The organism is Telluria sp. LT2P80 (genome assembly GCF_059685955.1).
In genome coordinates this window covers 55648-76402 of sequence record NZ_JCASIO010000001.1, presented here as the reverse complement: position 1 = coordinate 76402, position 20755 = coordinate 55648, and the positions used below count along the sequence as shown (strand labels likewise).

At 65.7% G+C, this 20755-nt stretch carries 21 protein-coding genes; 8 read left to right on the top strand and 13 right to left on the bottom strand.

Annotated features, from left to right (window positions below):
- Window positions 1-6: 6 nt before the first annotated feature.
- The 4 genes from AC56LW_RS00310 to AC56LW_RS00295 form a co-directional block, all read right to left on the bottom strand.
- Window positions 7-1080: a porin gene (locus tag AC56LW_RS00310; protein ID WP_499630511.1), complete on the bottom strand. Its 1074-nt coding sequence runs from the start codon at window positions 1078-1080 to the stop codon at window positions 7-9.
- 156 nt (window positions 1081-1236) lie between these two features.
- Window positions 1237-2121, bottom strand: a complete 885-nt coding sequence (locus AC56LW_RS00305; RefSeq protein WP_499630509.1) for a LysR substrate-binding domain-containing protein — start codon at window positions 2119-2121, stop codon at window positions 1237-1239.
- 60 nt (window positions 2122-2181) lie between these two features.
- The gene (gene alr / locus AC56LW_RS00300) at window positions 2182-3324 is read right to left on the bottom strand and encodes an alanine racemase (protein WP_499630506.1); all 1143 of its coding nucleotides are present in this window, start codon (window positions 3322-3324) and stop codon (window positions 2182-2184) included.
- The gene (locus AC56LW_RS00295; protein ID WP_499630503.1) at window positions 3290-4582 is read right to left on the bottom strand and encodes a D-amino acid dehydrogenase; all 1293 of its coding nucleotides are present in this window, start codon (window positions 4580-4582) and stop codon (window positions 3290-3292) included. Before AC56LW_RS00295 ends, alr begins: the two co-directional genes overlap by 35 nt.
- 112 nt (window positions 4583-4694) lie before the next feature.
- Here AC56LW_RS00295 and AC56LW_RS00290 point away from each other — a divergent pair, with 112 nt between their 5' ends.
- From AC56LW_RS00290 to AC56LW_RS00280, 3 genes are read left to right on the top strand one after another with little or no spacing between them, the layout of a single operon-like run.
- Window positions 4695-5180: an Lrp/AsnC ligand binding domain-containing protein gene (locus AC56LW_RS00290; RefSeq protein WP_183553235.1), complete on the top strand. Its 486-nt coding sequence runs from the start codon at window positions 4695-4697 to the stop codon at window positions 5178-5180.
- A 59-nt stretch (window positions 5181-5239) separates the two neighbouring features.
- Entirely contained in the window at window positions 5240-6301 is a 1062-nt protein-coding gene (locus tag AC56LW_RS00285; protein WP_499630500.1) for an NAD(P)H-dependent flavin oxidoreductase, read from the top strand.
- A gap of 1 nt (window position 6302) precedes the next feature.
- On the top strand, window positions 6303-6845 hold the full coding sequence (locus AC56LW_RS00280; protein ID WP_499630497.1) for a flavin reductase family protein: 543 nt from the start codon (window positions 6303-6305) through the stop codon (window positions 6843-6845).
- Here the strand turns inward: AC56LW_RS00280 and AC56LW_RS00275 are convergent.
- From AC56LW_RS00275 to AC56LW_RS00260, 4 genes are all read right to left on the bottom strand, one after another.
- The gene (locus AC56LW_RS00275) at window positions 6824-7285 is read right to left on the bottom strand and encodes a hypothetical protein (protein ID WP_499630494.1); all 462 of its coding nucleotides are present in this window, start codon (window positions 7283-7285) and stop codon (window positions 6824-6826) included. The two genes, AC56LW_RS00280 and AC56LW_RS00275, sit on opposite strands and share 22 nt — an antisense overlap.
- Before the next feature lie 18 nt (window positions 7286-7303).
- Window positions 7304-8137, bottom strand: a complete 834-nt coding sequence (locus AC56LW_RS00270; RefSeq protein ID WP_499630491.1) for a universal stress protein — start codon at window positions 8135-8137, stop codon at window positions 7304-7306.
- Window positions 8138-8230: 93 nt separating this feature from the next.
- Complete coding sequence (locus tag AC56LW_RS00265; RefSeq protein ID WP_499630488.1) at window positions 8231-8626, bottom strand: MAPEG family protein; 396 nt, start codon at window positions 8624-8626, stop codon at window positions 8231-8233.
- An 89-nt stretch (window positions 8627-8715) separates the two neighbouring features.
- Window positions 8716-9945 carry a metal-dependent hydrolase gene (locus AC56LW_RS00260; RefSeq protein WP_499630485.1) on the bottom strand — a complete coding sequence of 410 codons (1230 nt, stop codon included), beginning with the start codon at window positions 9943-9945 and terminating at the stop codon, window positions 8716-8718.
- 161 nt (window positions 9946-10106) lie between these two features.
- Between AC56LW_RS00260 and AC56LW_RS00255 the strand changes: the two genes are divergently transcribed.
- Together AC56LW_RS00255 and hemN are read left to right on the top strand one after the other, a co-directional pair.
- Complete coding sequence (locus AC56LW_RS00255; protein ID WP_499630482.1) at window positions 10107-11741, top strand: methyl-accepting chemotaxis protein; 1635 nt, start codon at window positions 10107-10109, stop codon at window positions 11739-11741.
- 79 nt (window positions 11742-11820) lie between these two features.
- Window positions 11821-13254, top strand: coding sequence for an oxygen-independent coproporphyrinogen III oxidase (hemN, locus tag AC56LW_RS00250; RefSeq protein ID WP_499630479.1), 1434 nt, complete (start codon window positions 11821-11823; stop codon window positions 13252-13254).
- Between the two features lie 8 nt (window positions 13255-13262).
- Here hemN and AC56LW_RS00245 read toward each other — a convergent pair whose 3' ends face one another.
- Window positions 13263-13745: a hypothetical protein gene (locus tag AC56LW_RS00245; RefSeq protein ID WP_499630476.1), complete on the bottom strand. Its 483-nt coding sequence runs from the start codon at window positions 13743-13745 to the stop codon at window positions 13263-13265.
- Between the two features lie 115 nt (window positions 13746-13860).
- A complete protein-coding gene (locus tag AC56LW_RS00240; RefSeq protein ID WP_499630473.1) occupies window positions 13861-14826 on the bottom strand; it encodes an arsenic resistance protein in 966 nt (321 codons plus the stop codon).
- A gap of 89 nt (window positions 14827-14915) precedes the next feature.
- On the opposite strand from AC56LW_RS00240, the gene AC56LW_RS00235 reads away from it, so the two are divergent.
- Together AC56LW_RS00235 and AC56LW_RS00230 are read left to right on the top strand one after the other, a co-directional pair.
- Window positions 14916-15263: a hypothetical protein gene (locus AC56LW_RS00235; RefSeq protein ID WP_499630470.1), complete on the top strand. Its 348-nt coding sequence runs from the start codon at window positions 14916-14918 to the stop codon at window positions 15261-15263.
- 139 nt (window positions 15264-15402) lie between these two features.
- Entirely contained in the window at window positions 15403-17235 is a 1833-nt protein-coding gene (locus tag AC56LW_RS00230) for a DUF885 domain-containing protein (RefSeq protein WP_499630468.1), read from the top strand.
- 87 nt (window positions 17236-17322) lie between these two features.
- Here AC56LW_RS00230 and AC56LW_RS00225 read toward each other — a convergent pair whose 3' ends face one another.
- The 3 genes from AC56LW_RS00225 to AC56LW_RS00215 all read right to left on the bottom strand — a co-directional run bounded on the left by AC56LW_RS00225 (window position 17323) and on the right by AC56LW_RS00215 (window position 19565).
- On the bottom strand, window positions 17323-17694 hold the full coding sequence (locus AC56LW_RS00225; RefSeq protein WP_499630466.1) for a hypothetical protein: 372 nt from the start codon (window positions 17692-17694) through the stop codon (window positions 17323-17325).
- Window positions 17695-18220: 526 nt separating this feature from the next.
- Window positions 18221-18682: a competence protein ComJ gene (gene comJ / locus AC56LW_RS00220; RefSeq protein ID WP_499630463.1), complete on the bottom strand. Its 462-nt coding sequence runs from the start codon at window positions 18680-18682 to the stop codon at window positions 18221-18223.
- Between the two features lie 505 nt (window positions 18683-19187).
- Window positions 19188-19565: a cupin domain-containing protein gene (locus AC56LW_RS00215; RefSeq protein WP_499630460.1), complete on the bottom strand. Its 378-nt coding sequence runs from the start codon at window positions 19563-19565 to the stop codon at window positions 19188-19190.
- 140 nt (window positions 19566-19705) lie between these two features.
- Between AC56LW_RS00215 and AC56LW_RS00210 the strand changes: the two genes are divergently transcribed.
- Window positions 19706-20611: a LysR family transcriptional regulator gene (locus AC56LW_RS00210; protein ID WP_499630457.1), complete on the top strand. Its 906-nt coding sequence runs from the start codon at window positions 19706-19708 to the stop codon at window positions 20609-20611.
- The last annotated feature ends 144 nt before the right edge of the window (window positions 20612-20755 follow it).

The following is a 20755-nucleotide window of genomic DNA, read 5'->3' as shown; positions in this document are numbered from 1 at the left end:
CAGAACTCAGAAGCTGTGGCGCACGCCCAGGTTGTAGGCGGTGTCGCCGCTGCCCGATTCGGTATTGTTCGCCACCGTGTAGCCGGCGCCATTGCGGTTGTCGACGTGGCCGTAGGCGGCGTACAGGCCGGTGCGCTTGGACAGTGCGTACAGGTAGCCGATGCCCCAGGCATTGGCATCCTGATTGAAACGGGTGCGGTCATCCTTGTGCAGGACCGACGCCAGCAGCGTGCCGCCCATGACCGGGGCCGAGATGCCGAGCAGGTAGCTGCGCCCGTCCGTCGATGGTGTCGGCCGCGTCCCGCCGTACGGGTTGTTGGGGTTGTTCAAAGGCGCGGCGTTGTCGCCCTTGTCGCTGCTGATGCCCGAGTGCAGCTTGATCCAGCCGGCGTTGTACGAGGCTGCGAGCAGGATGTTACGGCCGATCGACCGGTCCACTCTAGGTGCGGCGCCATTGGCCGCGACGTCAGTGTTCTTGTGGTTGTAGACGAGGCGCACGGCCAGCGGACCGGCCGCGTAGCCAATCGCGCCGCCGAACTGGCGCCCCGCGGCCGAGCGGCTTTGCTCGCCCACGCTGTAGGCCAGTTCGCCGTCGAAGCCGTTCTTCTTTGGCGTGGCGTAGGTGATGGTGTTGCTGGTGCGGATATTGGTGCCGTTGTGGGGAAACAGGCTCTTGGCGCTGCCCGCATAGCCGGTGTTGAACGGGTCGACGATCGAGACCATCGCCGTGTGATACGGCGTGTACTGGCGTCCGAGCGCTACCGAGCCCAACTTGGTGCGCAAGCCGACGAACGCCTGGCGGTTGAAGATCGTGCCGGCAGCATCGATTTCGCCGGTGTCGATCTTGGTACCGCCTTCGAGCGTGAAGTAGGCGGCCATGCCGTCGCCCAGTTCCTCCACGCCGCGCAGGCCGAAGCGCGAAGCGGCGGCGGCGCCGCTGGTGACCTTGGTGACGCGGCCGGCGGTACCGCCATCCTCGACGACGATGGCGGCGTCCACCAGACCGTAGAACGCGACCGACGTTTGGGCATGGGCCGTGCCGGCACCCAGTAACAGGACAAGCGCTGCTGCTGTTTTCAAGACTGTCTCCTTTGTTATGTGGTCGGACCTTATGTGATCCGTACGCAGCCTTCGGCAGTCGCTTGCCCGGGGCTGGGTCCATCATAGAGCGGAGATCAATGCCGAATCAATCCAAAGGCTGTCGCCACCAATACAGGAATTGAATCAATGCCGGCGTCAGGCAGGATGGAACGACGCCAGTACCTGCTGCTTGAGCAGTGCCAGCACGGGATTGTCGTTGTCGCGCCGGTAGGTGGCCACCAGGTGCACCGGGTCGGTGGCCACCTTGCGCAGGACGATGCCTTCGAACTTCAGCCGGGCCGCACCTTCGGCGATCAGGGCCGCGCCCATGCCGGCGCCGACCAGGGCCAGCATCGTGTGAACCTGGCCGATGTGCTCGACGATGTCCGGTACCACGCCGGCCTTTGCAAACCGTTCGCTCAGCATCTGGTAGAACGGGCGCGCCTCGTAGGGCGAATACATGACGAACGGCTTGCCGTGAAAGCAGGCCAGGGTGGGTGCCTCGGGCCACAGGTGGGCGTCGCTTTCCTGGATCGCCAGCATCAGCGATTCGGTCACCATCAGGATGCTTTCCAGTTCACTGTTGATGGTGTGGGGACGCATCAGGCCAAGGTCGATTTCACCGGCGTTCAGCGCTTCGACCTGCGCCGTGCTGACCAGTTCCTTGAGATTGAGGGCGACCTCGGGACAGGCCTGGCGGATGCCGCGCACGACGGCCGGCAACAGGCTGTAACCCGATGCGGCGCTGAAGCCGATCGTCAGCGAACCCTGTTCGCCGCTGGCGGTGCGGCGCGCCTTGACCGCCGCTTCCTGCGCGAGGCGCAGGATCCGGGTCGCTTCAGGCAGGAAGGCCGCGCCGGCGGCGGTCAGCGTGACCGAGCGGCTGGTGCGCTCGAGCAGGGCCACGCCCACGCTGTGTTCGAGCAGCCGGATCTGGCGGCTCAGGGGCGGCTGCGTCATGTTCAGGCGCTCGGCTGCGCGGCTGAAGTGCAGCTCTTCGGCGACCGCGACGAAGCAGCGCAGCTGGCTGATTTCAAACAAGGGTTACCTCTTCACCAGGATACGGCGGGTCGCCGGGCGAATAGTGTAACCGGTGAAGAATTACGCGCCTGCGTAGTTTCGGTGGAAACGGCTGCCCAGGCGCGTGAGCACCTCATACCCGATCGTGCCGGCCTGCGCCGCCACATCGTCCACTGTCTGCTGCGCGCACAGCAGGCCGACGCTCTGGCCCGGCGCAATGCGCTCGTCCGGCACGCCGGTCACGTCGAGCGTGATGCTGTCCATCGACACGGTGCCGACGAAGGGCACGGCAACGCCGTCGACGTACGCATACGAGCGGCCGCTCAGCGCGCGCAGCCAGCCGTCGGCGTAACCGATCGCGATGGTCGCGATGCGGCGCGGGCCGGGCGCCACGTAGCGCGCGCCGTAGCCGACGATGTCGCCCGCGTCGATGCTGCGCAGCTGCACCACGCGCGCAGCGAGTGACACCGCCTGCGCCAGCGGATTGACGCCACCTGGCTGCGGATGGATGCCGTACAGCGCCGCGCCCGGGCGCAGCAGGTCATGGTGAAAGGCCGGGCCAAGAAACACGCCGGACGAATTGGCCAGGCTGCCCGGCACGCCGGGAAGCAGCGCGCGCACGGCATCGAAACGCTGGCGCTGGTGCACATTGAGCGGGTGCTGGGCTTCGTCGGCGCAGGCCAGGTGGCTCATGACCAGTTGCGGGCGCAGGCCATCCAGCCAGGCCGGGTCCTGGCGCAGGCGCTCGACGTCCGCGCCCGCCAGGCCCATGCGCGCCATGCCCGTGTCGAACTGCAGCGCGGCCGGCAGCACGCGGCCGGTTTCCCGGGCCAGCGCGCGCCACTCTGCGAGCTGGCCCGGATCGTTCAGCACCGGCACCAGGTCGTGCGCCAGGCAGTCGCGCGCGGCGCCCGGCATCGCACCGTGCATCACATAGATGGTGGTCCCGGCCGGCAGCAGCGTGCGCAGGCGGATGCCTTCGTCCAGGTGCGCCGTGAAGAACGTGCGGCAGCCTTCGGCCACCAGCGCGGCGGCCACCGGCGCCATGCCCAAACCATAGGCATCGGCCTTGAGCACGGCGCCGCATTCGACGCCGCCGCCAAGCGCGCGGAGATGTCGGTAGTTGGCCCGCACCGCGTGCAGGTCGACGGTCAGGTACGCGCCTGCGCGTGCTGCGGACGTCATCGGATTACGCCCGTGCCAGTTCGGCATCAGGAGAGACATCGCGCGCACCGGCGTAGCGGAACACGGCCAGGTCGTCGGCGCGGATCGCCGGCGTCTTGCCGCCCACCAGATCGGCGATGACCATGGCCGAACCGGCCGCCATCGTCCAGCCCAGCGTGCCGTGGCCCGTATTGAGGAACAGGTTGCGCAGCGGCGTGGCGCCGACGATCGGCGTGCTGTCCGGCGTCATCGGGCGCAGGCCGGTCCAGAAACTGGCCTGGGCGGTGTCGCCGGCGCCGGGGAACAGGTCGTTGACCACCAGTTCGAGCGTTTCGCGGCGGCGCGGATTGAGGTCCAGGTTGAAGCCCGACAGCTCGGCCATGCCGCCCACGCGGATGCGGTCGTCAAAGCGTGTCACGGCGATCTTGTAGGTTTCGTCGAGGATGGTCGAGACGGGCGCGCGCGCCGCGTCGATGATCGGTACGGTCAGCGAGTACCCCTTCATCGGGTACACCGGCACCGGGAACCAGCGCTGCAGCAGGGCGCGCGTGTGGCTGCCCGTGGCCAGCACGTACTGATCGGCGGTGAACACGCCCTTGTCGGTGACGATGCCGGCGATCTCGCCGCCGGCCTGCTCCAGGCGGCGCACCGTGGTGTCGAACTCGAAGCGCACGCCCAGGTCGCGCGCCATGGCGGTCAGGCGGGTGGTGAACAGCTGGCAGTCGCCCGTTTCATCGTTTGGCAGGCGCAGGCCGCCCACCAGCTTGTGCGAGACATTCGCCAGCGCCGGTTCGGCTGCAGCCAGTTGCGCACCTTGCAGCACTTCGTACGCGACGCCAGCGTCGCGCAGCACATCGATGTCCTTGGCGGCGCTGTCGAATTGCTGCTGCGTGCGGAACAGCTGCACGGTGCCTTGCTGGCGGCCTTCGTAGGCAATGCCGGTGTCGCGCCGCAGCTGGCGCATGCAGTCGCGGCTGTATTCGGCCAGGCGCACCATGCGTTCCTTGTTGACGGCGTAGCGCGCCGGGTCGCAGTTGCGGTACATCTCCCACATCCACTGCAGCTGGAACAGCGTGCCGTCGGGCTTGATCGACAGCGGCGCGTGGCGCTGGAACAGCCATTTGGCGGCTTTCAGCGGAATGCCGGGCGCGGCCCACGGCGAGGCGTAGCCGGGCGAAATCTGGCCGGCATTGGCGAAACTGGTTTCGAGGGCGGGACCGGGCTGGCGGTCGATCACGGTGACTTCATGCCCGGCCAGGGCCAGGTAATACGCGGTGGTGACGCCGACCACGCCGCTGCCCAATACGATGACACGCATAATTTCCTCGAAAAGAATCAGGATTTGGTAAAGCTTGCCATCGTACCGCCAGAAGCCTGATAATTGTTTCTGTTAATACGGCAGTTTTCAGAAAAAATTACGGAGTTTGCCCATGCGCGTACAAAAGGCCTCGAACCGCATCCTCGACCGCATCGACCTGCATATCCTGTCGGTGCTGCAGCAGGATGCACGGATCGTCATGAAGGACCTGGCCGAGCAGGTCGGGCTGTCGCTGACGCCCTGCATCGAGCGCGTCAAGCGCATGGAACGCGACGGCGTGATCATGGGCTACTACGCGCGCGTCAATCCGCAGGCGCTGGGCATGCAGATCCTGGTGTTCGTCGAAATCAACCTGCACCAGAAATCGGACAAGGCCTTCGAGCGCTTCCGGCGCGCGATGCTGGCCATTCCCGAGGTGCTCGAATGCCATCTGGTATCGGGCGACTTCGATTATCTGATCAAGGCGCGCATCCCCGAGATGTCCGAGTACCGGCGCCTGCTGGGCGAGATCCTGCACGTGGCCGATGCGGGCCAGTCGAAAAGCTATGTGGTGATGGAAGAACTGAAGGAGACGCTGGCGCTGTCGATTCCGCGCTAGGGCAGCGCGCCGGGCGACGCACTATACTGGTGGCCAATCCAACCACCCATGGAGTGCCCGTGAACACCTTGACGACGCTGCTCGGCATCCGCCATCCGATCATCCAGGCGCCGATGGCGGTCTTCGGCACCCCGCAACTTGCGGCGGCCGTGACTGACGCCGGCGGCCTCGGGTCGCTCGCGCTGGGTCACGTCACGCCAGCGCTGGCGGAAAGCGCGATCACGGCGCTGCAGGGGTTGACGGGCGGCCCGTTCAACGTCAACTTCTTCACGCACGCGCCGGCGCAGCCCGATGCGGCGCGCGAGGCGCGCTGGCTCGAGCACCTGGCGCCGCACTTCGCGCGCACGGGCCAGGCCCCGCCGGATGCGCTGCGCGAAATCTACCGCAGCTTCCTGGACGACCCCGACATGCTCGAGGTGCTGGTGCGCACGCGCCCGGCCGTGGTCAGCTTTCATTTCGGCGTGCCGACCGCGCAGCAGATCGACACGCTGCACGACGCCGGCTGCGTGCTGATGGCCACCGCCACCAACCCGGTCGAAGCGCGTGCCATCGAGGCGGCCGGCATCGACATCGTCGTCGCACAAGGCTACGAGGCGGGCGGGCATCGCGGCATCTTCGATCCGGCCGTGCCCGACCCGGCGCTCGGCACGTTCGCGCTGGTGCGCCTGCTGGCCAAGGCCGTGCGGATTCCGGTGGTCGCGGCCGGCGGCATCATGGACGGGCAGGGCATTGCTGCCAGCCTGCGCCTGGGCGCGAGTGGCGCGCAGATGGGGACGGCCTTCCTGGCCTGCCCGGAGGCGCAGACGTCAACGCATTATCGCGCGCTGTTGACGCAACCGGATCTTGGCACAGCCGTCACCGCGACGATTTCAGGCCGGCCGGCGCGCGGCATCATCAATCACTTTGTCAACGAAATCGACACGCCCGGGCATCCGCCGGTGCCCGATTATCCGATCGCCTACGACGCCGCCAAGGCGCTGCATGCGGCCGCCAGCAGCAAGGGGCTCGATGACTATTCGGTCAACTGGGCCGGGCAGGCGTATGCGCTGGCGCGCCCGATGCCGGCGGCGCAGCTGGTGACGCTGCTGGCCGAAGAAATGCGCGCTGCGCGCGAAGCATAGGATGGCGCGCAAGCCCGATCTGCCGCTGCACGAGGTCCGCCGTTTTCTGGAGCCGGGACCGGTGGTGCTGGTCACGTCCGCCCACGCGGGCGAGCGCGACGTGATGGTGATGGGCTGGCACACGGTGATGGAATTTTCGCCGTCACTAATCGGCTGCGTGATCTCGTCCGCCAACCACAGTCATGGCCTGATCCGCGCCAGCGGCGAATGCGTGATCAACCTGCCGACCAGCAGCCAGCTCGAGGCGGTGCTGGGCGTGGGCTCGACGTCCGGTGCCGACATCGACAAGTTCGCGGCGTTCGGCCTGACACCGGAACCCAGCGCGCTGGTAGCGGCGCCATCCATCCGTGAATGCCATGCCCAGTTCGAGTGCCGGCTGCATGACGACAGTCTGGTTGAACGCTACGATTTTTTCATCTGGGAAGTGGTAGCGGCGCGCGCGGCGGCGCGGCCGCGGCATCCGGAAACGCTGCATTACAAGGGCGATGGCACGTTCATGGTGGCGGGCAAGGTGATCCGGCGTCAGCGCGATGGCTTGAAGTAGTCGCGCCGCTTCAGTGCGCCCGCCAGGTGGCTGCCCTGGCGGCCTGGGGGCGCGCCAGGCATCGTCACCAGCGCGAGGTCGGTGGAAATGCGATGCAGCGACAGCAGGTCGAGCAGCGCCGCAATGAGGCGCCGCCCGAGCGCGATGTCGCCTTCTTCGATCAGCGGCAAGGCGCGGTGCAGCGCCGCCAGAACGACGGCGTTGTCGGCCAGATGATCGTGCCGGCGGTGATAGTCGAGCAACTCCATGACCGTTTCTTCGTGCCGGAATCTTGCTTCGACCAGGGCCACGAGCACGGTAAACTCGCGCACGAAATCGGCATCTGGCGTGCGGGCAGGATCGAGCGCACACGCCAGGCGCACGCACAGGCGGCGCCTGGCGTGGCGCATGGCAGCGCCGATGGCGCCCGCCCCACCGCCCGGAGAATGGCGAAAGCCCATGGTGTGATCAGTGCGCGATCAGTGCGCAATCAGCAGCGGCACCGGCGCGCTGCCGAGCAGGTCGCGCGTGACGCCGCCCAGGAACCATTCGCGGTAGCGGCTGTGGCCAAAGGCGCCCGTTACCATCAGGCCTGCGTGGACTTCGCCCGCCATGTCGATCAGCGCGTCGCTCTCCCGTGCACGGGTATGCGCGACGGCGACATTGACCTTCACGCCGTGACGCGCCAGGTACAGCGCCATATCCGCACCCGGTTCGTCGCCGTGCAGCTCGGACTGGCGTTCGGGGTTGATCAGCCCGAGCGTGACGCTGCCGGCACCCGCGAGCAGGGGCAGGGCGGCGCAGATGGCGCGCTGGGCCGGCATCGAGCCATCCCAGCCAACCAGCACGTTGCCGGCGATCGGCGCGCCGTCGTAGGCGGGGGGCACCACCAGTACGGGACGTGTACCACCCAGTGCCAGGGTCTGCGGCAGGGCGTGTTCGACGCCGAAACGATCGTTGGGGTCTGGCTGGCTGACGACAATCAGGTCGGCATAGCGCGACTGCAGCAGCAGGCCGTCGTGCGTGCTGCCCTCGAACAGGCGCGCCTCGGCGCCGACGATGCCAAGGCGCTGCGCCTGCTCGATGAACGCGTCAAGCCGGATGCGGACGTCGTCGCGCAGCGCCTCGAATGCGCGGTCGGACAGTGGCACGGCCATGCCGCCATTGAGCACCGCATAGTTGGCCAGCGAAATGCCGGTGGCGCCGGCGCCGACGAGGTGGGCGCCGTGCATCTCGGCCAGCACTGCCGCCGCGCGCAACCGGCTGGCCTGGCCCGCACCGCCGTCGATCTGCACCAGGATGGTCTTGAACATGGTTGACTCCGTTCGTATGGGGCGTGCAACGCTGCACGACACGAAAAGCATACGCCCGGCGCGCGCCCATGTCAGGCGCGCGTTTGATGCAGGTCAAGCAGTCAGCACAGCGGCCAGTACCATGACCAGGCCGGCCAGCGACACGAGCCATACCAGCGAGCGCACGTAGGGAATCCCGGCCGCATACAGCGGGATGTAGACGATGCGCGCGATCAGATACATCCAGCAGCCCCACAGCGTCAGGTCGCCTTCGCTGCCCGACACGTGTGCGATCAGGACCGCGCCGATGAACAGCGGCAGCGTCTCGAACAGATTGGCCTGCGCGCGTTGCAGGCGCGCCGTGACGGCCCGCGGTGGCGGGGCTTCGCCGTCGCGGGCGCTGGCGTTGTACTGGATACCGGTCTCGGCGGTGCGCAAGTTAGCCGTCAGCATGATCTGGAGCAGCGCCAGCACGAGGGTCCAGGCCAGCAGGATCAGTTCGGTCGTCATTGTTGTTTCCTTGTTATGTGGGTAGACGGGAGCAGTGTCGCGCCTTTCCCGTGTTCAGGCGCGCACTGCTGACCGGCCCGGCTGGAAGGTCAGGGGCGAACCTGCCCCTCGCCCAGCAGGTCGCCCCGCGGCCGTCCCCACTGGGGCACGGGCGCCGGACATGGCAGGCTGGCCATCGCGCCGTACGGCAGCGTCGAGAAATTGTCTTCGCCGGGCGCAGAAAAGCGGATGTCGGTAGCCGCGCCGTCGATCAGCGATGGCACGCGCGCGAAGCGCAGCCAGGCGTCGAACTGGCAATTGTCGCGCTGCAGGCCGCGCAAGCCGGCCAGGCTGCCGCCTTCGCGATACTTCCAGGCGAAATCGGCAGGCGCGCTGCCCGGCATGCCGCCGAAGCGCGCGGGGCAGGCGTCCACGCCGGTCACGCCCGGCGCCAGGCTCAGCACGCCAAGGCGGATCGCATAACTGCCGGCGCCGCCATTGTCGGTCACGGTCGCGAACGACCAGCACAGCGGGTTGGACGGGAACGCCGACAATGGCATGTCGAGCACGCGGCTGCCGGGTTCTACCTGGGCCAGGGCGCTGCGGATCTGTTCGCGCGCCAGATGCCCGGCCACCCCCTGGATGGCGATGAAGCCCATGCAGACGACGATCGCCGTGACGAGGCCTGCGGTGCCGGCCCGGCGCGAGGCCAGCACGACGACGCCGGCCAGCAGCATCAGCCCAAGCAGCGAGCCCCACTGCAGGAAGCCCATCGTGAAAAACAGCACCGGCGCGGCCAGCATCAGGCCGGTGAGCAGCGGGCGCAGCACGCGGCCCGGCACCTGCAGCGCCAGCGCCACGCCCAGTGCGGTCCAGAACACGGGTTCGACGATGAACACGATGTCGCCATACAGCCAGCGCGCATCGAGCGGATAGAACGGGTGCAACCCGTACACGTTCAAAAAATCGAATGACAGGTGCAGCACCATGCCGAGCGCGGCCGTCGCAAGGATCGCGGTGCGCGCCGTCCGGTCGCCCTGCATGAGCCGCCGCGCACCCGGCCACAGCAGCCACATCAGGCCCAGCAGCAGGGCGATCTGCGGCAGCGCGAACAGCAGCGTGTGCGTGTGCCCCCGGTGGTGCAGCAGATAGCCCAGCGGCGGGGCCAGCAGCGGCGTGAGCACCAGATCCAGGTCAGGGAAATTGCTGGCCAGCGCGCCGGTGGCCAGCAGGACGCGGCGACGGGTGCGCCCGCGCTGCGGATCGGGGTGGGCAGGCAGGGCGCGGTCGACGAGTTCGCCGAGGGCCAGGCCGACGAGGGAGTGGGTCAGATTATCCATTTGCAAAGTTTATCCTGAAAAGCAACACCCTGACCCCTGCTACGGATGACGCACGCGCTACAGGGAAGTGACCTGGCCATTTTTGATCCAGATCAAATTTTTTTAGGAAAGTTGTCCGTACAATCCAAAACTTGCATTAAGGCAATTTCAAGGAGAGCGCAGTGCGTCACAACCAGCCCGTCACCACGACCGAATACCGGTTGCAACCGGGGCAGTCTATCGTCTCGAAAACGGATACCAAGGGCCGCATCACCTATGTGAACCCGAGCTTTGTCGAGGTCAGCGGTTTTTCCGAAGCCGAGCTCCTGGGCAAAGCCCACAATCTGGTGCGCCATCCGGCCATGCCGCCCGAGGCATTCGCCGACATGTGGCGCACGTTGCAGGGCGGTGAGCCGTGGACTGGCCTGGTCAAGAACCGCCGCAAGAATGGCGACTTCTACTGGGTCGTGGCCAATGTGGCGCCGATCCGCGAGCACGGCCAGATAACGGGCTATATGTCGGTGCGCACTGCGCCCACGCGCGAACAGGTCGAGACGGCCGGCGCGCTGTACCGCAAGTTCACGGATAACGAGGCGCGCGGACTGGCCATCGTGCGGGGGCGCGTCGTGCGTACCGGTCTGGGGCTGGAGCGTCTGCTGCGTCTGCTGCGCGATGCGCCGCTCGGTCAGCGGCTCGGCTGGCTGATGGGCGGTCAAGCGCTGCTGCTGGCGGCGCTGGGCCTGGCGGCCGGGGACGGCGTCTGGCGCGCGGCCGCCGGCGTGGGCGCGCTGGCGACGCTAACGGCCTGGTACGGGCTGCAACGCAGCATCGTGCGACCGCTGCACGACGCGATCGCCACCGTTCACGCGCTGGCCGGCGGCGACCTGGCGCACCCGGCGCCCACGCCGGCGGCCGGCAGTGGCGAGATGGGCCGCCTGCAACTGGCGCTGCGCCAGTTGACCGTCAACCTGACGGCGGTCATCGGCGACGTGCGCGACAACGTCAGCTCGATCGAGCACGCCACACGGGCGATCGCTGCCGGCAATGCCGACCTGGCCAGCCGTACCGAAGCGCAGGCCGCGAGCCTGGAGCAGACCGCGGGCAGCCTGGGCAATATTGCCGAGGCGGCAAACCGCAACACGGACAGCGCCGTGCGCGCCGATGGCATGGTGCTGGCCGCCACCACCGTCGCCGGGCACGGTGGCCAGGCCGTCGAGCGGGTCGGCGCGACGATGGAGGAAATTAGCGCCTCGTCAAACCGGATCGGCGACATCATCGGCCTGATCGACGGCATCGCATTCCAGACCAATCTGCTGGCGCTGAATGCCGCCGTGGAAGCGGCCCGTGCCGGCGAGCAGGGCCGGGGATTTGCGGTCGTGGCCGGCGAGGTGCGCAGCCTGGCCCAGCGCACGGCCGGCGCCGCCCGTGAAATCACGGGACTGATCGAAGCGTCACGGGCGCATGTGGCCCAGGGCGGGCAGCTGGTGGGCGCCGCCGGCCAGACGATGCGCGACGTGGTCGGCAAGGTGGCCGATGCGGCTGCGATCATGAGTGCGATCACAGCCGCGAGCCGCGAGCAGGCGCTGGAAATCGACGGCGTGAATGCGGCCATGGTCGAACTCGATGCGATCACGCGGCGCAATGCGGCCCAGGTTGAGGAATCCGCTGCAGCCTCGGGCAACGTCGCCGATGAGGCGGCGCGCCTGTCCCTGGCGCTGTCGGTCTTCAAATTCCGGAGCACGGGGAGGGCGGCTAATGCCGACTTGGCCGCGTTTGATGCACCGCATGGATTCATTCGGCATGGATCAATAAGCTGATCGCTGTTGGCGCCGCGTTGCTTCCTGCAACGCGGTCATTGCCGCAGTTTGCTGAAATCTTTTGCTGGAGTTGTTCATCATGCCGGGTCACGCCGAAATCCCTCCTGCGGTACGTTCCGCCATCGTCTTTCCTGCCGCCCGCTTCGATGGCGCCCTGCTGGCCCGCCTGGGCAAGTCGGGGCCGCGCTATACCTCGTACCCTACTGCCGATCGCTTCGGCGTCGACTTCGGCCCCGGCGACTATCTCGCCGCTGTGGCAGCGCGGCGCCAGCGCGGCGGGCGTCCGCTGTCGCTGTATGTGCACATCCCGTTTTGCGACACGGTCTGCTATTACTGCGCCTGCAACAAGATCGTGACGCGCAAACACGAGCGCGCCGCCACCTACCTCGATTACCTCAAGCGCGAGATCACGATGCAGAGCCAGCTGTTTGCCGGCATGAACGAGGTCGAACAACTGCACTTCGGTGGCGGTACGCCGACCTTTCTGCTCGATGCCGAAATGGACGACCTGATGGCGCATCTGCAGGCCAGCTTCCGTTTCGCGCCGGATGCCCTTGGTGAGTACGGGATCGAGGTGGATCCGCGTACCGTGTCGCCCGAGCGGGTGCACAGCCTGCGTCAGCAGGGGTTCAATCGCATCAGCCTGGGCGTGCAGGATTTCGATCCGGACGTGCAGCGCGCCGTGAACCGCGTCCAGCCCGAAGCCGAGACCGTGGCCATCATCGACGCCGCGCGCGCCGCCGGTTTCCGCTCGGTGAGCATCGACCTGATCTACGGCTTGCCGAAGCAGACGCTGGTCAGCATGGCGCAGACGCTCGACAAGGTCATCCAGGCCAGCCCGGACCGTATCTCGGTCTACCACTATGCCCACATGCCGCACCTGTTCAAGCCGCAGCGGCGCATCCTGGAGGCCGACATGCCGAGCGCCGACACCAAGCTCGGCATGCTCCAGTTGTGCATCGAGCGCCTGGGTGCGGCCGGTTATGTGTATATCGGGATGGACCATTTCGCCAAGCCGGGCGATGACCTTGCCGTGGCCCAGCGCCAGGGCCGGCTGCACCGCAACTTCCAGGGCTATTCCACCCATGCCGACGCCGACCTGGTCGCGTGCGGCGTGTCGAGCATCGGCGCCGTGGGTGCGACCTACAGCCAGAACGCCAAGACGCTCGAGGACTACTACGCGCTGATCGATGCCGGCGCGCTGCCGCTCCAGCGCGGCATCCGTCTGGGCATGGACGACCTGCTGCGCCGCGCGATCATCCAGAAGCTGATGTGCCAGTTCGAGTTGTCGGTCGCCGCCATCGAACAGGCGTTTCCGATCGTGTTCGCCGACTACTTCGCGGCCGAACTGGCGGCGCTGCGCGAGATGCAGGCCGATGGCCTGGTGCAGGTGGACGACGCGTGGATCAGCGTCACGCCCAAGGGGCGCCTGTTGATCCGCAACCTGTGCATGGTGTTCGATCGCTACCTTGGCCAGCAGGCCGGTGGGCCGCGCTTCTCGCGCACGATCTAGGCGTCGGGTCAGTCCCGCACGACGCGCACCACGACCGCCACCATTACGACCAGCACCGCCAGCACGCCCAGCGCCGCCAGGATGACGCCATACCACGGGCGACGCGTGTAGGCACCGCCCGTGATGACCGCGACATAGCGCTCCTGGGCGCGGCCGCCCCAGACATGCCAACCGGCCAGCAGGCCGATCGTCGCCGAGACGGGCGGCGCCAGGTTGCGTCCGACGATGTCGCTCACGCCAAGCAGGACGCCGAACGTGACGAAGTAACCGAGCAACATGCAGCACCAGGCCCGCGCTTCCAGAGACTGGTCGTCTTCGCCCAGCGTATCCCAGTTGCACATGTGGATATAGGCACTGAAGGCAGGCGAGAGCAGCAGGCCCAGATACGTCGCCGCGCGCGGATTCCACAGGGGCAGGTTCGCGTCCAGGGTGCAGGCCTTGCTGGGCGTCGTCGGGGGCGCCTCCGGTGCGACCTCAAGAAGGGTTTCCACGGCAGTCTCCATTGATTTCCATATGGAAACATCATGACCGTGCACCGATGGATCATCCTTGATGCCGGGCAGGTCACGCCAAGACGCCGCACCATGCTCTGCGCTGGCCCAAGCGTCAGTCGGCGTCGCCGGCGCCCAGGCGTGCGATGGCGCGCACGTAGACCAGTTCGGCGATCAGTTCGACCAGCGTCTGCGTCACGATGATCGCCGGCAGCAGCGGCAGCGTGCCCGGCACGGCCAGCGCCAGCGGCAGGATCACGAGCGAGTTGCGGGTGGCGCCGCTGAAGGCGACGGCGCGCGCGGCGGGCGCTGTCAGCCGGCACAGCCGCGCGACGAGCCAGCCGGCCAGTGGTGCCAGCACCGCAAAGGCGAGGTAGACGGGGATGACGGCCAGCGCGGCAGCGCGCGCCTGGGCCAGCTGCGGCAGCACGGACGCCACCACGACGAACAGCACGAGCGCCGTGGCCGGCACCGGCAGCACGCCAAGCGCCGCGGCGGCCCGCGCACCGGTGCGCGTGCGCGCTGCCCAATACTGCACGGCGCCCGCCAGCACCAGCGGCGCGGCGATCAGCCAGAGGAAGGCGTCGATGAATGGCGCCGGCTGGATCAGAGAGGCGGCAGCGTCGCCCAGCAGGATGCGCAGGTAGACCGGCAGCAGCGCCATCTGCGCCACCAGCAGCACGGGCGTTGCGGCCAGCAGGGCGCGCGCATCGGCGCGGCCCAGGTGCGAGAACGTGACCACGTAGTCGATGCAGGGCGCGAGCAGCACGAGCAGGACGCCGAGCCGGATCAAGGGATCGGGCGGCGTCAGCGGCAGCAGGCACGCGACCAGCAGGGGAATCACGAGAAAGTTGGTGACCAGGAGCGCGGCCAGAAAGCGCAGGTGCGTGAAGGCGCGGCCAAGTTGGGCCAGCGGCACCTGCAGAAAGGTCACGAACAGCATGAAGGCCAGGGCCGGATTGACGACGGCGGCCAGCCTGGAGGTTGCCGGCGTCAAGCCCGCCACGATGGTGGCCATCGCAACGGCGCCGAAGTAGATGGCGATCTGCCGGTGTTCCAGCTTGTCGCGCAATGCCTGCATGGGTGTGTCGCCTCGTCGGATGAATGGTGCCGGTATTGTAAGATGCCGCTGTCGATCGATCGGGAGAGCATGTGCAGTACCGGAACCTCATGTTGTACTGGCTGGCCCTTGGCCTTGGCGGGCTGCTGGCTTTTCGCGTGCCCGGTGTCGGCTTCGCGCTCGGTATCGGTGCGCTGCTGTATTTCGTCTATGCGATTGGCTACTGGCTGATGTTCGTCGTGTTCCTGCACACGCGACCGCGCAGCCGTTTCGTCTTCGGCATGACCCGGCGCACCTTCGCGATCCGGCTGACCATCGGCGCGGCCGTCGTGTGCATCGGCAGCCTGCTGCTGGGCTGGAAGGTGCTGGCCTGCATCGCGGCCGCGCTGCTGTGTTACTGCGGCGAGAGCGTCTTCAAGGACCGGATGTTGACGGCGGCGCGCGGCTATACGGATTGACGGACGTTCGTTGTCGGTAGCGCGGTACTTACGCCGCACGGCAACACCGATGTTGTCGATCTGTTTACTTCCATGTTAGATTCTTGACGGCAAAAAGCAGCCACCGCCGACGACAGACAATCACAAGGAAGCCCACGACATGCCATTGACCCGCCAGCGCAGCACGCGCGCCATCATCGCCGCCCTGTTTGTTCCCGCCATGCTTGCCGGGGTGGCCTTGCCGGCAGCAGCCGCGCCAGCATCCGTCGCGCAGGCCAGCGCGAGCAAACCGGACGCCGCGTTCAACGTCTGGGCCGACCGCTTCGCCGAAGACTGGGTGCGCCTGTCGCCACAGACGGCAACGTCGACCCAGTACTTCAGCGGTGCCGAGCAGGCGCGCCTGGATCGCGAACTGACGCCGTTGACCGCCGCGCATCGCCAGAAAGCCGTGGCGCTGGCCCGCGAAGGCCTCAAGCGCCTCGATGGCTTCAACGCTGCGCCGCTGGATGCGACCCAGAAGATCTCGGCATCGGTGATGCGCTGGTCGCTGGAAAACGTGATCGCGAACGAGCCGTTCGAAGACTACAACTTCGTGTTCTCGCAGTTCAGCGGCGTGCAGAATGGCCTGGTCAACTTCATGACCAACACGCACCCGATGCGCAACAAGCAGGATGTCGACAGCTACCTGGCGCGCCTGGACCAGGTGGGCATGCGCATGGACGAAGCGCTGGTGCGCGCACGGGGCGCCGCGGCCAAAAAGCTGATCCCGCCGCGCTTCATCCTCGAGCGCGCGCAGTTCCAGGTCGACCACTTCCTCAAGCCCTCGGCGGCCGACAACGTGTTCGTGACGTCGCTGACCGAGCGCAGCGCCGAGCTGAAAGACCTGACCCCGGAAGCGCGCAGCGCCGCCATCGCCCGCGCTACCAGGATCGTCGAGACGAAGGTGCGCCCGGCCTATGCGCGCGTGCAGGCCTTCATGGCCGAGATCCATCCGGCCACCACCGACGTGGCCGGCATCTCGCGCCTGCCGAACGGCGCCGCCGCGTATGCGCGCGCATTGGAAAACTTCACCAGCACCAAGCTCAGCGCCGACCAGATCCACACGATCGGCTTGCGCGAAGTGGCGCGCATCGAAGCGGAGATGGACAAGCATCTGAAGTCGCTGGGCCTGAGCGAAGGCGGCATCGAAGCGCGCATGAAGCAGCTCGACGCGCGCTTCCAGCCGAAGGGCGAGGGCGATCCGCGTCCGGGCATCATCGCCAGCTACAACGAGATGGTGCGCGACGCCGAGCGCCGTAGTGCGCCGCTGTTCAACCTGAAGCCACGCGCACCGGTGGATGTGCGCCGGGTCCCGCCGATGACGGAGCCGTCGGCCGCCGCCCACTACAGCATGCCGGCGCCGGATGGCACGCGCCCTGGCATCTTCTGGGTGCCGCTGGTCGGCCCGACGTTCCCGATGATCCGCATGCGCAGCCTGTCGTACCACGAGGCCGTGCCGGGCCACCACTTCCAGCTCGCGATCCAGCAGGAGATGAAGGATCTGCCGAAGTTCCGCAGCCAGCGCATCTTCAGCGGCGGCAGTGCGCACTCGGAAGGCTGGGCGCTGTACACCGAGCGCCTGGCGGTGGAGCAGGGCTGGTATGAAGGCGACGTGCCGGGCCTGCTCGGCGCGCTGGGGTCGGAACTGTTCCGCGCCCGCCGCCTCGTGGCTGACACCGGCCTGCACACTAAGAACTGGACGCGCCAGCAGGCGATCGACTACGGCATGGGCGTGCAGGAAACCGAGCGCTACATCGTCTGGCCCGGCCAGGCCAATGCCTACATGATCGGCATGCTGCGTATCCTGGAACTGCGCCAGAAGGCGCAGACCGAACTGGGCGACAAGTTCTCGCTGCCGGCGTTCCATGACCTGGTGCTGGGCGCCGGGTCGGTGCCGCTGGATGTGCTGGGCAATCTGGTGGACAACTGGATTGCGCAGCAGAAGAAGGCGTGATGGCGGGCGCAGGACGTTAGCGCGTTTTTCGCAGAGCCGGTGAGATGATGACATCCCCGCGCAGGCCTGGCCTGCGCGGGGATGTTTTTATAAAGCGCGCATGGCCGCAGGCATGTGGTCCGACCCGCAATTCTGCAGCGGGACGTGACGCGCATCCACTGGACCGAACCAGTCGTACACGCTGGCGAAGCCGCCAGTGCGAAGGACCCACGCCTTCTTTGTTTTGGTGTTCATGACGATGGTGTGGCGAAAGCCATCCGCCACCTTGCTGTTGTCCCGGACCGCAACCCGAATGAATGATCCGGAATCCGTCATGTCCGGCGCTGTCGCTGCTGGAATCGGCGTTTCAAAACCTGAGAACGAGATGCCGTAACGGGTTGATAACGCCTCGGACAAGGGGCATGCAGCAGCCTGAAATGAACACAGGATGAGCGCAGCGGCGACAGCAAGATGTTTCATGGATTGGTTCGTGGTGGTTTCGGGATGACTGCGTTGGGCGACCTGAAGTTTAGCGCAATCCAAGCGAGCAATGCGCCAATCCAGACGCATAAAATTGGCTCTGCAATCATTTGCAGTCCGGTGGATAAGGCGTGTGGTCCCGGAAGGCCAATTGCTGAGCTGAGCGCGATGACCGGCAAGCAGAAGATGGGCACCAGTCGACACTGCGGTCGCCCCAAGAGCCTCAGTGGACTGAATAAAAGAATCGCATAGGCGATTAACTTGCACCAGATGATCAGTCTCGACGAGGCTGCTCCGCCGAAGAGGAAATACGGAAGCATGGCGAGCATTCCCAAAACGAATGCAGCAATGTACCCAAGCCATGAGCGTGCACGCATAGTTATCTTTCAGGGAGCGCAATAAGTACTGCTGGCCAAATCCGGCCGATCGCGTCAGCTTAGCAGACTGCCCGGCCATAAAGCCGCTGGCTGTCCCGACTGGCAGGAATTAACCCGAAGGGGGTAGTGCGACATGACGTCAAGCCGCGTTAGGCACGTTGCTTGCGTACCTGGACTGGGCCCATTGGGGCAGGCCAAAGCTGGAGGTGGTATTGGTCCCTGCCCGCAAGCCCATTGGCAAAGACAGAGTCAAGCCCTTCAAAGCTGGCACGGACACGATACGACCCCGTGGGTATGTTGATGCGCACTGCGTCTGGAAAATAATCCGTGCAGCCTGCCGCGACGATCGTTCCGCTTTCGACTGCGATGGAGCATTCGACAACGTGATCAAACTTGTCGGCATCGAGTAAAGGCGCATGCTCCAACACGGCGATCGTGACGGGTACGTCGCTGTTGCTGACCGTGCCGATTCCGACGGTACCTGGAGCAACCGCCAGCAGACGTTCGATAGCAGTATCCGTCCAGGCGTCAGAGAGATTGCTGTCGACTTCCTCGTCCTGAATGTAGAACTGGTGGTAATCGGCGAATAAAGTCAGCTTGTAATATGGCATCGGCACCTTGCTCAATTTCTGTTACCAATTAATCGCGACAACGTCAGGGCCTGTCATTTTGGAGCGAATCGCATGTACACCGGCGAGTACGACGATGAGCAGCTCAGGCCGCGCCCGCCCCGTCGTTTGCCTCAGTGGTTTGTGAGCGATAGATGGGCTGCCAGAGCGATATGCTGGTCCGGCATGATTGCCTGTGTGCGGATCGGAGCGTGTCTGCCGGATGTTATCAGCTGCATGGGCCGTTGACATGCTCGCTTTGTCACGACCCTTGCCTGAAGTATGTCTGTCTCTGACGCAGGAAATGATCTCGATACCCGGGTAGTCGGGACTGGCGGCGACGAGCCATCCCGGTACCGGGCAAAACGCCATTGGAAGTAGCCGACGCTACCACAGAGGTCGTCTGTGAAAGATCAGACCTGTCCCCGGCTGTGCAGTTCGCTGCGTCCCACGCTCGTCCTCCTGCCTGATTGCCACAACAATGCGGAGTCTTGCGGCACGCCCGGCATCAAGACCGCCAGGGAAGTTCAATTGCAGTGCCGTCTGGAAGGCAAGCAAGCACTGGAGACATCGAAAATACGGCAACGAACTGCAGGTCATCCAGGCCGGTATTGATGATCTGGTGCTCGACATTGGCAAGAATGACGACTGTCATGTCGCGAGAAAACCGTTCTACTTTCTCCCCCAAACGCAACTCTCCGGTACCGCTGCTGCAAATCACCACCTCCTCGCAATCGTGCCGATGTGGCGGCGTGGCACCACCAGGCGCAACCGATTGCTGCCATACCGACAGCTTGCTCAATCCGTCCTCATGGCCGGCGAGGGTAGCATGGGAAATACCCGGAATGGCGCTGGGTAGAGGCTGTTGGTTGGACATCACATGCATGGCTGTTCTCCTCTTGTGGATCCCGTCGGCTGACGGCGCAAATACAGTATCGGCGACTCTGGATCGTTTTAAAAGACGCGTCGATTGACTAATATTGACGAAGATTTTTCTTCAATCTTTCCAGTCAGAGCGAGGGCATCATGAGCGGATTCGGTCGTTTCATTGCTTTCTCGTGCGCTGCACGCCATGGCAGCTTTGCCCAGGCGGGCAGGGAACTGGCGCTGACACCTTCCACTGTCGCCAAACGGATCAGCAGTCTGGAGAGTGAACTCGGCGTCAAGCTGTTCCACCGGACCACGCGCCAGGTCCAGCTCACCGCCGACGGCGAGGTGTTGCATGCCCGCTGCGAGAAGATACTGGCCGATATCGGCGAGCTCGAAGACTTGGCGGCGAGTTCAATCGCTGAACCGCGCGGCGACTTGAGAATCAGCCTTCCCATCACCTACGGCAAGCAGATGGTCATGCCTGTCCTGGCACGCATGCTGCGTGAGCACCCTGGGCTGCGTGCTGACGTACGCCTGTCAGACCAGCAGTGCGACCTGATTCGGGAGGGCCTGGATGCAGCAGTGCGGATCATGCCGCTCGACGATTCAAGGCTGACGTGTCGACAAGTGGACGAACAGCGCCTGACGCTGTGTGCCAGCGCTGCCTACCTGGAGCGTCGCGGCTTGCCGGCGCATCCCGACCAGTTGCCAGAACATGATTTTGTCGTCTTCCGCAACCCAACGTCGGGTCGGCAACGGCCTGTGCAACTCCAGCTCGACGGAACGATGATCAACCTGTATCCGCCTTACCGCGTCATCCTCGACGACGGCGAAGCCCTGGTACAGGCTGCATGCCTTGGTGCAGGGCTGACCCAGGTGCCCGATTACATGGCAGCGGAAGAATTGACGCGCGGTGATCTGGTCGAGGTGCTGCCAGACTTCAGGCCGTTCCCGATGCCGGTCAGTGTGGTTTGGCCTGGCAACAGGCTCATGCCGTCACGACTGCGGCTCTTCATCGATGCGCTGGCCGCGCATTGCCGGAACGCCCGGCTCAAACCGTAGACCCTGGAATACAAGGGGTGACTCAACTCACATCGGTGTCGTACGAATGCAAATGATAATGATTATCGTTTACATGTCATTACATTCCCGTTAGAATCATTGTTTTTCAAGCAGTGTTTCCACCCACTTACACCGAAGAGACCG

Bases quoted from the DNA above. Each gene is read 5' to 3' on its own strand.
- hemN (WP_499630479.1), top strand. From the start codon at position 11,821: ATGCCGGGTCACGCCGAAATCCCTCCTGCGGTACGTTCCGCCATCGTC.
- AC56LW_RS00215 (WP_499630460.1), bottom strand. From the start codon at position 19,565: ATGCATGTGATGTCCAACCAACAGCCTCTACCCAGCGCCATTCCGGGT.
- AC56LW_RS00225 (WP_499630466.1), bottom strand. From the start codon at position 17,694: ATGAAACATCTTGCTGTCGCCGCTGCGCTCATCCTGTGTTCATTTCAG.
- AC56LW_RS00240 (WP_499630473.1), bottom strand. From the start codon at position 14,826: ATGCAGGCATTGCGCGACAAGCTGGAACACCGGCAGATCGCCATCTAC.
- AC56LW_RS00230 (WP_499630468.1), top strand. From the start codon at position 15,403: ATGCCATTGACCCGCCAGCGCAGCACGCGCGCCATCATCGCCGCCCTG.
- AC56LW_RS00260 (WP_499630485.1), bottom strand. From the start codon at position 9,945: ATGGATAATCTGACCCACTCCCTCGTCGGCCTGGCCCTCGGCGAACTC.
- AC56LW_RS00290 (WP_183553235.1), top strand. From the start codon at position 4,695: ATGCGCGTACAAAAGGCCTCGAACCGCATCCTCGACCGCATCGACCTG.
- AC56LW_RS00235 (WP_499630470.1), top strand. From the start codon at position 14,916: ATGTTGTACTGGCTGGCCCTTGGCCTTGGCGGGCTGCTGGCTTTTCGC.
- comJ (WP_499630463.1), bottom strand. From the start codon at position 18,682: ATGCCATATTACAAGCTGACTTTATTCGCCGATTACCACCAGTTCTAC.
- AC56LW_RS00270 (WP_499630491.1), bottom strand. From the start codon at position 8,137: ATGTTCAAGACCATCCTGGTGCAGATCGACGGCGGTGCGGGCCAGGCC.
- AC56LW_RS00280 (WP_499630497.1), top strand. From the start codon at position 6,303: ATGGCGCGCAAGCCCGATCTGCCGCTGCACGAGGTCCGCCGTTTTCTG.
- alr (WP_499630506.1), bottom strand. From the start codon at position 3,324: ATGTCTCTCCTGATGCCGAACTGGCACGGGCGTAATCCGATGACGTCC.
- AC56LW_RS00265 (WP_499630488.1), bottom strand. From the start codon at position 8,626: ATGACGACCGAACTGATCCTGCTGGCCTGGACCCTCGTGCTGGCGCTG.
- AC56LW_RS00210 (WP_499630457.1), top strand. From the start codon at position 19,706: ATGAGCGGATTCGGTCGTTTCATTGCTTTCTCGTGCGCTGCACGCCAT.
- AC56LW_RS00295 (WP_499630503.1), bottom strand. From the start codon at position 4,582: ATGCGTGTCATCGTATTGGGCAGCGGCGTGGTCGGCGTCACCACCGCG.
- AC56LW_RS00275 (WP_499630494.1), bottom strand. From the start codon at position 7,285: ATGGGCTTTCGCCATTCTCCGGGCGGTGGGGCGGGCGCCATCGGCGCT.